Origin of the sequence: Pseudomonas mucidolens (assembly GCF_900106045.1) — a bacterium.
Taxonomy (GTDB): domain Bacteria; phylum Pseudomonadota; class Gammaproteobacteria; order Pseudomonadales; family Pseudomonadaceae; genus Aquipseudomonas; species Aquipseudomonas mucidolens.
This window is the reverse complement of record NZ_LT629802.1, coordinates 2,360,581-2,372,055: the sequence shown is the minus strand read 5'-3', so window position 1 is coordinate 2,372,055 and position 11,475 is coordinate 2,360,581. Positions and strand designations below refer to the sequence as shown.

Sequence of the window (11,475 nt, the reverse complement as noted above, 5' to 3'; positions counted from 1 at the left end):
CGAAACAATGTTGTCGTACAACTACTTGAGCTATGATTGCGGTTCATCCGCCACACCGAGATAACCGCTCTGATGGACCATCACAACGTCCACCCCCGCGTTCGCCACAAGCATCGTAGCCTGACTGAGGAGTTGGTCACCGAGCTGTCTCGACGTATTCATGACGGCGAACTGGCGTGCGCCACCAAGATGCCAACCGAGTCCGAAGTCATGGAGGAACACGGTGTCAGTCGCACGGTGGTGCGTGAGGCGATTTCACGTTTGCAGGCGGCCGGGCTGGTGGAAACCCGGCATGGCGTCGGCACCTTCGTGCGTGACGTGCCCGGGCCAAGCGGCTTTCGGATCGACCCTGGGAGTATTGTGACCCTGGGCGATGTACTGGCGGTTCTCGAGTTGCGCATCAGCCTGGAAGTGGAGGCGGCGGGCCTGGCCTGCGCACGTCGAACGGATGAGCAGTTGCAGGTGATGCGCGATTCGCTGGACGCCCTTAACTCCAGGGTGGTCAGCGTCGATTATGCCGTGGCCTCGGACTTCCGGTTCCACCAGCAGATCGCCCTGGCCACCGGCAATCGCTACTTCACCGACATCATGTTGCACCTTGGGGTCAGCATCATTCCGCGCACCCGGGTGCATTCGACTCGCTTGGTGAATGACAAAAAAGAGCCTTATCTGGAGCGCTTGAGCCGCGAGCACGAGGGTATCTACCAGGCCATCGCCCGACGTGATGCCGACGCCGCCCGTGCCGCCATGCGCCTGCATTTGTCGAATAGTCGTGAACGTATGCGACGCGCTTATGAGGCGGTGGACGAAGCGGCGAAGGACGCCTGATTCAGTCGCCAAACGGCCCGGCAGCGGTAAAGGCTCCGCCTTGAAACAAGCTGTCCGGAGCATCTGCCGCCGGTCTAGGCTGGCTTTCGATCTGCGCACGAAAGGCTTCTGAACTGTCTTGCGCGACAAACCCCAAGTGCTCGGCATGGCGGTTGTTCCACCACCGGTCACGATTGGCGGACACCCCATAGATCACGCTGTGACCGACATCACTGGCCAACAGTGCACGCTCCACCAAGCGGCCCAGGTCTGCATGGCTCAGCCAGGTCGCGAGCATCCGCAGGTTGTGCGGTTGCGGGAATGAGGAGCCGATGCGCAGACTGACGGTTTCGATGCCGTAACGATGAAAGTAAAAGGCCGCCAAGTCTTCGCCGTAGGACTTCGATAGCGCGTAGTAACCGTCTGGCCGGCGCGGTGCGTGTGCGTCCACTTCGACATCCTGGGAATAGAATCCGGTGACGTGGTTGGAGCTGGCGAAGACTACCCGCCGGATGCCGTGCTTGCGTGCGGCCTCATAAACATGAAAGGTGCCACGAATGTTCGCCTCGAGGATCTCCTCGAAGGCTCGCTCAACCGAAATGCCGCCCAGGTGGACAATCACATCGACATCTTTGGCCAAGGCGTGGACGCCGGCCTTGTCCGCCAAATTGCAGTTGATGACCTCGTCATGAGCCCCGCGACTCGGCGTCATGGGGCTGATGTCTGAGGAGCGGACGATCGCGGCGTGGGCCTGCAAGGTTTCCCTGAGAATTTGCCCCAGGCCGCCGGCGGCACCGGTGAGCAGGATGCGGTTAAAAGGTTTTTGCGGAGATGTCATGGTGGTTTTTTCCATTGCTCGGATTTTCGAGGGTGAGAAAGCCTGCGCCGGCCTGGCGCACGATGCGCGGTTGCCAGGCCGGCGGGAGGTTTACATAAAGTTGTACTGGACCCCAAGACGCCAGCGGGCCTGGCGGTCGTCGGTGGTGGAATTGACCTTGATATCGCCGATTTCCATGAACGGCACCCACTGTTTCGTCAGCTTGTATTTGACGGTCAGGTTCTGCTCGTAATCGCTTTTCTTGTTGTCGTAGCGAATGTAATCAGTCTTGAAGTAGATGTACTGATACTCATATGCCCACTTGCTGGCCGGCGTATAGCCGAGCCATCCCTCAAGGCGATTGGTGTTCTGGTTGTCCTTGGCGCGATCCGGCAACTCTTCGTTGATCTGGTCGCGATCCAGCTTCTTTGCGTCCCGCCGGTAGCGGGTGGCGACATAGAAAGCATCGTTGATCTTGTAGCTGTACTTGAGTCCGAACTTGTAGCTGGTGGAGTCCTTCGAACTGTCCATCTGGAACGCCGGGGTCAGCGTCGATTGCGGGCTGAGCTTGTAGTTGTAATTGACCGTGAGTTCGTGACCGTTGTTGATGATGTTGTCGTAAGCGACATCTTCGCGGTCACCGGCAGTGCGGTATTTCAGCTCGCCCTCAAACCCCAAGCCATTCTCCAGTCGATAGCTCAGCTTGACCCGGTCGGCATGGATGCTGTCGCTCTCGGTGAACTGGTGGCGGTAGTTGATGCTGGCGGAGTCGGCGCTGGCGCAGAAGGGCAGGCTAATGGCCGCGACGGTAACAAGCGTACGTAGAGTGCTGTTCATGAGGTCTTCTTTTATTGTTTTTGTTGGATGCGTGAGCGGGTGTGGCGATGCCGTTGTTGAGTTCGACTCTCATTTAACCTGCTAGAAATACGTTATCGTACAACAAGACGACATATCTATGATATTTGGCTATTTTGAAACAAATTGACACATATTCAAATGGAAGGCCTATGTTTTAATGCGGACTGCTAATATGGTGTTGTCTCTTTATGTGCTGTGTTTATGGGGGTTGTGGGTTTTTCATGGCTGGCTTATGGGTTTTTAATCGTGTCTTTTCAAATGTTGTACGATGACATATGATTATTTTCAGCAGCCGAAGCTCCTGTCACAAATCCAATAAACAGGCTAAAGACATCCATGAGAATCACAGCAGTCAACGTCCAGGTTTTTTCCTATCCGACCCGCCGCGCAGTGGACAGCGCCGGTCACGCGCATCCGGGTGACATCACCCAGGCCAAGATGGCTTTGCTGCGCATCCAGACCGAAGATGGCACTGAAGGCTTCGCGTTCGGCGCCCCAGAACTGATTCGTCCCTATGTGCTCGATGGTTTTGTGCGCAAGGTGCTGGTGGGGCAGAACGCCCATGACAGCGAAAGAATCTGGCATGACCTGGCGCACTGGCAGCGCGGCAGTGCCAGCCAATTGACCGATCGCGCGCTGGCGCTGGTCGAGCAGGCATTGTGGGACTGGGCCGGACGCAAGTTGGGCGTGCCGGTGCACAAGCTGATCGGTGGCTTCCGGGACAAGGTTCCGGCGTACGGTTCGACCATGTGTGGCGATGAACTGCCGGGTGGCCTGGCGACGCCGGAAGACTACGGGCGTTTTGCCGAAACCCTGGTCGAGCGGGGCTATAAGGCGATCAAGCTGCACACCTGGATGCCGCCGGTGTCGTTCGCGCCTAGTCCGCGCATTGATGTCAAAGCCTGTGCTGCTGTCCGTGAAGCTGTCGGCCCGGATATCGCGCTGATGCTTGACGGCTACCATTGGTACAGTCGCACCGACGCGCTGTATATCGGCCGCGAATTGGAGAAGCTGGACTTCGCCTGGTTCGAAGAACCGATGATGGAAGAGTCCGCAGAATCTTATGCCTGGTTGGCCAACCAGTTGGATATCCCGGTGCTAGGCCCGGAAACCCTGGCCGGCAAACACCTGAGTCGGGCCAGCTGGGTGAAGCACGACGTCTGCGATATTCTGCGCGCCGGCGTGGCCGGGGTTGGCGGGATTGCACCGTGCCTGAAGGTCGCGCACATGGCCGAATCCTTTGGCATGGATTGCGAAATCCATGGCAACGGCGCCGCCAACCTGGCGGTGGTTGGCGCGATCAAGAACTGCACCTGGTACGAGCGCGGGTTGCTGCATCCGTATCTGGATTACGACGAGGTGCCAGCGTACCTCAAGCGTCTGGTGGACCCGATGGACGAACACGGTTTCGTTCACTTGTCCGACCTGCCGGGCCTGGGCGAAGACATCGATTTCGACTTTATCGAGACCCATACCCTCAACAGTTTTTGATCTGAGCGCGGCCGGCCCGGTGAATGCCGGGACGTCCGAGAGCCCTATAAATATAAGAAAGGCACTCTCACCATGAATATTCTTCCTTCGCTCTGGGCGCAGGTCTTTGCGGTTACCCTGGCAGTCAGCAGCGTACCGCTTGCCTATGCTAAAACCCCGGCCGACCAACTGATCGTCGGCATGAGCATGATCAACCTGTTGTCCCTCGACCCGGCTGCCGCCACGGGCCTTGACGTGTCGGAGGTCAATGCCAATCTCTATGACATGCTGCTGGTGCAGGACGTCAAGCAGCCGGATCGTCTGCTGCCGGCCCTGGCCGAACGCTGGCAGGTCAGCGATGACCGCAAGACCCTGACCTTCAATCTGCGCTCGGGGGTGCAATTCCAGTCTGGCAACCCTTTGAGTGCCGAAGACGTGGCCTGGTCGCTGCAACGCGTGCTCAAACTCAATCTGGCGCTGGCCTCGACCTGGAAAGCCTACGGCTTCAGTGCCGACAATGTTGAGCGCTACATGCGCGCGACGGACGCCAATACCTTTGTCATCGAGCTGCCACGGCCAACAGATCCCTTGCTGGTACTCAATACCCTGGCGACGTCGCCCAGCGCCTTTATCCTCGACCGCAAGAAAGTCCTCGAACACCAGAAAAACAACGATATGGGCGCCGCCTGGTTGGTGACGCATGCCGCTGGCAGCGGTGCCTTTGTGCTCAACGACTGGCGGGCCAACGATGTGATTCTGATGAGCCGTTTCGACGGTTACTGGGGCGGTCCGGCCAAGCTCAAGCGAATTGTCATGCGCAACATGACCGAATCGCAGTCGTTGCGGTTGATGATCGAGCGTGGTGACCTGGATATCGCCAAGGGCATGTCGGCACCGGATATCCAAGCCCTGCAAGACAACCAGAAGGTCCGCACCCAGACCTTGCAGCGCGGCACGTTGTACTACGTGGCCTTGAGCGTAAAACAGCCGATGTTCGCCGACGCCCGGGTGCGCCAGGCGGTGCGTTCGTTGATCGATTACCAGGGCATCAACCAGACCGTGATGCCGCACTACGGCTTGATCAATCAACGACCGCTGCCCTTGGGCCTGGCCGCGCGCCTGCCGGATCCGGGTTACCGGCTGGACGTTGAGCAGGCGAAAAAACTGTTGGCCGACGCGGGTTACCCGAATGGCTTCAAGACCACCATTCGCGTGTTGAGCGAGCCGCCGTTTATCAATATCGCTTCCAACTTGCAGTCCACGCTGGCCCAGGCCGGCATCGAGGCGAGCATCATCACCGGCACCGGCAACCAGGTCTACGGCGCGATGCGTGAACGCAACTTCGACATCATTGTCGGGCGCGGCGGTGGCGGGGCGGAGCGCCATCCACATTCAAGCCTGCGCACTCTGGTGTACAACCCCGACAACCGCGACGCCGCCAAGTTGAGCAACTTCCAGGGCTGGCGTACCTCGTTCTACAGCCCCGAGTTGAATCAATTGATCGAGAGCGCCGAGGTCGAGCCCGATGCCAACAAACAGTTGGCCCAGTACCGCGAGATCCAGGAGCAACTTGACCAGCAGGTGGGGGCGATCCTGCCGGTTTCACAGATGACCGATACGGTGCTGGTCTACGGCGATGTGGCCGATTTCCAGGGCCACACGGCGGCGACCACACGCTACAAGGACGTCTACAAGAAGCGCTGAATCCCGCCGCTAAACCACGGGTATCACGTGCATCTCTGACTGATCTATCAGGAGCTCACTATGTTTGTTTCAACTGCCTCGGTGTTCGGGACCCGTGCCTCCAACACTGCCCGGCGTGCCGGTACGGTGCTGGTGACGTTGCTTGGCTTGCTGGCGCTGACCTTCGTCATTGGTCGGGTCATGCCGCTGGACCCCGTGCTGGCGGTGGTCGGGCCGGACGCGGACAGTTCCACCTATGACCAGGTCTATCGGGCGATGGGCCTGGACCAGCCGATCTGGACCCAGTTTGGTCTGTACCTCAATGACCTGCTGCACGGTGATTTCGGCAACGCGTTGTTGACCGGCCACCCGGTGCTCGAGGACATCCTGCGGGTATTCCCGGCGACCATCGAACTGGCGACGCTGGCGATTTTGTTCGGGATCGTGATCGGTTTGCCGCTGGGCGTCTGTGCCGCCAGTAACCAAGGGCGACTGGGTGACCACGTGGCTCGCGTCATCACCTTGTTCGGTTATTCCACGCCGATTTTCTGGCTGGGCATGATGGGCTTGCTGGTGTTCTACGCCTGGCTCGGCTGGGCCGGTGGCGCCGGGCGTATCGACCTGGCGTATGACGGCATGGTGCCGGAAGTCACCGGCCTGTTGCTGATCGACTCGACCCTGGCGCGGGATTGGGAGGCTTTTGCCAGCGCCTTGCGACATATCGTGTTGCCGGCGCTGATCCTGGGCTTGAACTCGGTGGCCTACATCAGCCGCATGACCCGCAGCTTCATGCTGGAGCAACTGTCCCAGGAATACATCATCACCGCCCGCGTCAAGGGGCTGTCCCGGCGCCAAGTGGTGTGGGGACATGCCTTTCGCAACATTCTCGTGCAACTGCTGACGGTGGTCGCGCTGGCCTACGGTTCCCTGCTTGAAGGCGCGGTGCTGATCGAGACGGTATTTGCCTGGCCAGGTTTCGGCCAGTACCTGACCAGCAGCCTGATGCTCGGCGACATGAACGCAGTGATGGGCTGTGTGCTGGTGATTGGCCTGATTTTCGTCGCGCTCAACCTGATCAGCGATGCCTTGTACAAGGTATTCGATCCGCGCACCCGTTAATCCTCGCCGGTTTGCGAAACGGTAAAACTATAAAAACAAGGATTTTTTCAATGAAGACCCCTTTCTCAACCCTGCACATGAGTCTGATGGCCGCTGTCCTGGCGTTGGCCCCGATGACTGCGGTGAACGCTAAAACTCCGTCCGACCAGTTGATCGTCGGCATGAGCATGGTCAATCTGTTCTCCATCGATCCGGCCAACGCCCCAGGCCTGGACGCTTCGGGCGTCAATGCCAATCTCTACGACACCCTGATCAAACGTGATAACAACAACCCGGAAAAACACCTGCCCCAGTTGGCCGAACGCTGGGATATCAGTGAAGACGGCAAGCAACTGACGTTCCATTTGCGCCAGGACGTGAAGTTCCACTCCGGCAATCCGCTGACCGCCGAGGATGTCGCTTGGTCGCTGTACCGGGTGATGAAGCTTAATTACGGCCTGGCCACGACCTGGAAAGCCTACGGCTATAACGTCGAGAATATCCAGGGGCTGATCCGCGCCACCGATACCCACACCTTGGTCATCGACCTGCCGCAGGTCATGGACCCATTGCTGCTCGTTGATTCGCTGGCAATTTCGCCAAGTGCCGTGGTGGTGGACCGCAAGACGGTCCTGGCGCATGAGAATAACGGTGATCTCGGTGCTGCCTGGCTGGTGACCAACGAAGCCGGCAGCGGTCCGTTCGTGCTGACCAAATGGAGCGCCAACGATTCGCTGCTGCTGACGCGTTTCGAGGGTTACTGGGCAGGTGCGGCCAAGCTCAAGCGCGTGGTAGTGCGGCACATGACCGAATCACAATCCTTGCGTCTGATGCTCGAGCGCGGCGACCTGGATCTGGCCTACGGCATGGCCGCCCCGGATATTCGCGCCATCGACGGTTCGGACAAGTTGCAGGTGCAATCCTTGCAACGCGGCACCATGTATTACGTGGCCATGAGCATGAAACAAGCGGAGTTTGCCAAGCCCAAGGTACGCGAGGCGGTGCGCAACCTGATCGATTACAAGGGCCTGGATCAGCAAGTGATGCCGTACTACGGCACGCTCAACCAGCAGCCGATGCAACTGGGCCTGGAAGCGCGCCTGCCGGATCCTGGCTATCACATGGATGTGCCCAAGGCGAAAGCGCTGCTGGCTGAAGCCGGCTATCCCGACGGCTTTACCACCACCATCCGAACCTTGTCCGAGCCGCCGTTCATTGATATCGCGGCACGCCTGCAATCGACGCTGGCTGAGGGCGGTATCAAGGCCAATATCGTCACCGGCACCGGCAACCAGGTGTATGGCGCGATGCGTGCGCGCAATTTTGAAATCATCGTGGCGCGTGGCGCCGAGCGCTATCCGCACCCGTATTTCAGCTTGCGCACCTTCGCCTACAACCCTGACAACAGCGATGACGCCGGCTTGCCGAACTTCCAAGGCTGGCGTGCGGCGTTCTTCAACCCGCAACTCAACGCCTTGATCGATAAGGCAGGACAGGAGCGCGACAGCGCCCAGCGCCTGGGCCTGTATCACCAGGCCCAGGAAATTTACGACGCGCAAGTCGGCCCAATCATGATGATCTCGCAAATGACCGACACTGTGGTCAGTGCCGCCGACGTCAAGGGTTTTGACGGCGATGACGCGCTGGCAACCCGTTACCTGGGCGTGCACAAACAACGCTGAATGCGACCTGGCGCGTCCATGGGCGCGCCGGGTGATTTCCATTTCAACCTGAGAACATGCCAATGATTGCCAACATGTCTTCTACCGAGTCCACCGCCAAGCGGCAGGCGGAACGCACACCCGGGTCCAGCTTCGATGCCTTGTGCAAGAACGGCCTGCGTGTGCTGCGTCATTTACTGCGTAACCCCATGACCCTGGCCGGGTTGCTGGTCGCGATGTTGTTGATCGTGGTGGCAGCGTTCGCGCCGTGGATCGCCACTCACGATCCCGTGGCACAGAACCTCGCCAACGCCTTGCAGGCGCCGGGCGCGGCCCATTGGTTCGGCACTGACGAATACGGCCGGGACATTTTCAGCCGGCTGGTCTACGGCTCGCGCATCACCCTGTACATCATTGCGCTGGTGACGGTGATTGTCGGACCCATCGGGCTGTTTATCGGCACCGTGTCCGGCTATTACGGCGGCATCGTCGATACGGTGTTCATGCGTCTGACCGACATCTTCATTTCGTTTCCCAGCCTGGTGTTGGCGCTGGCTTTCATTGCTGCCCTCGGCCCAGGACTGGAGCACGCGGTGGTTGCGATCGCCTTGACCTCCTGGCCGCCTATTGCGCGCCTGGCCCGGGCAGAAACCCTGTCTTTGCGCAACGCTGACTTTGTGGTCGCGGTGGAGCTGCAAGGGGCTTCGTCGTCGCGGATTATCCTGCGGCACATTGTGCCCATGTGCCTGTCGTCGGTGATTATCCGGCTGACCATGAACATGGCCGGCATCATCCTCACCGCCGCGGCGCTGGGCTTTCTTGGGCTGGGCGCCCAGGCACCGCTGCCGGAGTGGGGCGCGATGATTTCCACCGGGCGTCGCTACATGCTGGAGTGCTGGTGGCTGGTAGCCGTTCCGGGTGCCGCGATCATGCTGGTCAGCCTGGCATTCAACCTGTTGGGCGACGGCCTGCGGGACATTCTTGATCCGCGCAGCGAGTAACCGGAGGCTGTATGTCTGCCATTAAATTGAAGGTCGAAGGGCTTGATGTGCGCTTCGTCAACGGCCAGAAAGAAACCCATGCGGTACGTGACGTATCGTTCACCCTGGGGCGGGAAAAACTGGCGATTGTCGGCGAGTCCGGGTCGGGCAAATCGACGGTGGGACGCAGCTTGCTCAAGCTGCACCCTAACAGTGCCAAAATCAGCGCCAGGGCTATGCAGTTCGGTGAAGTCGATCTGCTGACGGCCAACGAAAAAGCCATGCAGAAAATTCGTGGCCAGCGCATCTCGATGATCATGCAAGACCCCAAATACTCGCTCAACCCGGTGGTCAAGGTCGGTGACCAGATCGCCGAGGCCTACCTGGCCCATCACAAAGCCAGTCGTCGCGAGGCCCGTGAGCGCGTCATGGAAATGCTCGAAAAGGTGCATATCCGCGATCCGCAGCGGGTCTACAACCTGTATCCCCATGAAGTCTCCGGCGGGATGGGGCAGCGCATCATGATCGCGATGATGGTGATCACCCAGCCCCAAGTGATCATCGCCGATGAACCGACCTCGGCCCTCGACGTCTCGGTGCGCCAACAGGTGTTGAGTGTGCTGGAGGAGTTGGTCGAGCAACAGGCGTTGGGGCTGATTTTTGTCAGTCACGACCTCAATCTGGTGCGCAATTACTGTGATCGCGTGTTGGTGATGTACGCCGGGCGGGTGGTCGAGTCCCTGGCTGCCTGTGATTTGCAGTACGCCGAACATCCCTATACCCGTGGCCTGCTGGCCGCGCTGCCGAGCATGGACAACCGCCGCGAGCGGCTGCCGGTGTTGCAGCGCGATCCGCTCTGGCTGACCTGCTGAGGAATTGACCATGTCCATGATTCAAGCGCATTCGCTGAACCTGAGTTTCGGCACTGGCCCGACGGCCAACCAGGTGCTGCACGATGTCAATCTCAGCGTGGCCGACGGCGAGTCCTTTGGCCTGGTGGGGGAGTCCGGTTCGGGCAAGACCACCGTGCTGCGTTGTCTGGCCGGCCAGTATCGGCACTGGAACGGCGAGTTGAGCATTGCCGGCTCGCCCTTGCAGCACAAGATTCCCAAAGCGCATTTTCGCCAGGTGCAAATGGTCTTCCAGGACCCGTATGGCTCGCTGCATCCGCGCCACACCATCGACACGGCCTTGCGTGAGCCGCTGATTATTCACGGGGTAGGGGACAAGGACGAGCGGATCAACGAAATCCTGCTCAAGGTCGGCCTGAACGACAGTTTCCGCTTCCGCTACCCGCACCAGTTGTCGGGCGGGCAGCGCCAGCGCGTGGCAATTGCCCGGGCGTTGATTCTCGAACCGCGCGTGCTGCTCCTGGACGAGCCAACGTCAGCCCTGGATGTATCGGTCCAGGCCGAGATTCTCAACTTGCTGGCTGACCTGCGCCAACGTGAAAAACTGACGTATCTGATGGTGACCCACGACCTTGGCGTGGTGACGCACCTGTGTGACCGGGTGGCGGTGATGCAGCAAGGCAAGATCGTCGAGTTGCTCGACAGCCAGGCGCTCAGCCAGAACTGCGCCAGCCATGCCTACACGCAGATGTTGGTGCAGGCCAGTCGAGACTTCAGTCGCGAGTCCCCGCGCCAAAGGGTCAACTGAAACAGATAAGGACAAGCCCCATCGCCACTGTCACCACCCACTGATTTGCTGCCTGAGGATGTCAAACATGCCCCATTGCATCATCGATTGTTCTGCGCCCCTGGCGAGCCGTGTCGGCGAGCAGACCCTACTGGCCACTGTGCATGATGCCCTCGACGGGTTTGGCCTGTTCAAACCGGGGGATCTCAAGGTGCGACTGAATGCCTTCGCGCATTACCGGTGCGGCGCGACCCAGGATGACTTTATCCACGTCGCGCTGTACCTGTTCGCTGGACGCAGCGCCGAGCAACAGCGCAGTCTCGCCACGGCCACCGTTGCCGCGCTGGTGGCCTTGCTGCCTGAGCTACAGGCGCTGTCCATGGACGTGCGGGAGATGCCGCGAGAAACCTTCGTCAACCGCAGCCAATACTTCGAGGAAGCCGGATTGACGGCGTAAAGCCGC

General features: G+C 59.7%; 11 protein-coding genes. 9 read left to right on the top strand and 2 right to left on the bottom strand.

What is annotated here, in order from left to right; genetic code table 11:
* Positions 1-72: 72 nt before the first annotated feature.
* Positions 73-828 carry a FadR/GntR family transcriptional regulator gene (locus tag BLU75_RS11040; protein ID WP_084376840.1) on the top strand — a complete coding sequence of 252 codons (756 nt, stop codon included), beginning with the start codon at positions 73-75 and terminating at the stop codon, positions 826-828.
* Between the two features lies 1 nt (position 829).
* Here the strand turns inward: BLU75_RS11040 and BLU75_RS11035 are convergent, their stop codons facing one another.
* Entirely contained in the window at positions 830-1,645 is an 816-nt protein-coding gene (locus BLU75_RS11035) for an NAD-dependent epimerase/dehydratase family protein (protein ID WP_084376557.1), read from the bottom strand.
* Between the two features lie 90 nt (positions 1,646-1,735).
* Positions 1,736-2,461 carry an oligogalacturonate-specific porin KdgM family protein gene (locus BLU75_RS11030; RefSeq protein WP_084376558.1) on the bottom strand — a complete coding sequence of 242 codons (726 nt, stop codon included), beginning with the start codon at positions 2,459-2,461 and terminating at the stop codon, positions 1,736-1,738.
* 357 nt (positions 2,462-2,818) lie between these two features.
* Here BLU75_RS11030 and BLU75_RS11025 point away from each other — a divergent pair, with 357 nt between their 5' ends.
* From BLU75_RS11025 to BLU75_RS10990, 8 genes are all read left to right on the top strand, one after another.
* Complete coding sequence (locus BLU75_RS11025) at positions 2,819-3,973, top strand: mandelate racemase family protein (protein ID WP_084376559.1); 1,155 nt, start codon at positions 2,819-2,821, stop codon at positions 3,971-3,973.
* Positions 3,974-4,045: 72 nt separating this feature from the next.
* The gene (locus BLU75_RS11020; protein WP_090221451.1) at positions 4,046-5,656 is read left to right on the top strand and encodes an ABC transporter substrate-binding protein; all 1,611 of its coding nucleotides are present in this window, start codon (positions 4,046-4,048) and stop codon (positions 5,654-5,656) included.
* Positions 5,657-5,716: 60 nt separating this feature from the next.
* Positions 5,717-6,754, top strand: a complete 1,038-nt coding sequence (locus BLU75_RS11015) for an ABC transporter permease (protein ID WP_084376561.1) — start codon at positions 5,717-5,719, stop codon at positions 6,752-6,754.
* 50 nt (positions 6,755-6,804) lie between these two features.
* Positions 6,805-8,415 (top strand): ABC transporter substrate-binding protein, encoded by a 1,611-nt coding sequence (locus tag BLU75_RS11010; protein ID WP_084376562.1) that lies wholly within the window; start codon positions 6,805-6,807, stop codon positions 8,413-8,415.
* A gap of 62 nt (positions 8,416-8,477) precedes the next feature.
* Entirely contained in the window at positions 8,478-9,395 is a 918-nt protein-coding gene (locus BLU75_RS11005; RefSeq protein WP_084376563.1) for an ABC transporter permease, read from the top strand.
* An 11-nt stretch (positions 9,396-9,406) separates the two neighbouring features.
* Entirely contained in the window at positions 9,407-10,246 is an 840-nt protein-coding gene (locus tag BLU75_RS11000; protein WP_084376564.1) for an ABC transporter ATP-binding protein, read from the top strand.
* A 10-nt stretch (positions 10,247-10,256) separates the two neighbouring features.
* Positions 10,257-11,033 carry an ABC transporter ATP-binding protein gene (locus tag BLU75_RS10995; RefSeq protein ID WP_084376565.1) on the top strand — a complete coding sequence of 259 codons (777 nt, stop codon included), beginning with the start codon at positions 10,257-10,259 and terminating at the stop codon, positions 11,031-11,033.
* 67 nt (positions 11,034-11,100) lie between these two features.
* Positions 11,101-11,469, top strand: a complete 369-nt coding sequence (locus BLU75_RS10990; protein ID WP_084376566.1) for a 5-carboxymethyl-2-hydroxymuconate Delta-isomerase — start codon at positions 11,101-11,103, stop codon at positions 11,467-11,469.
* Positions 11,470-11,475 lie beyond the last annotated feature (6 nt).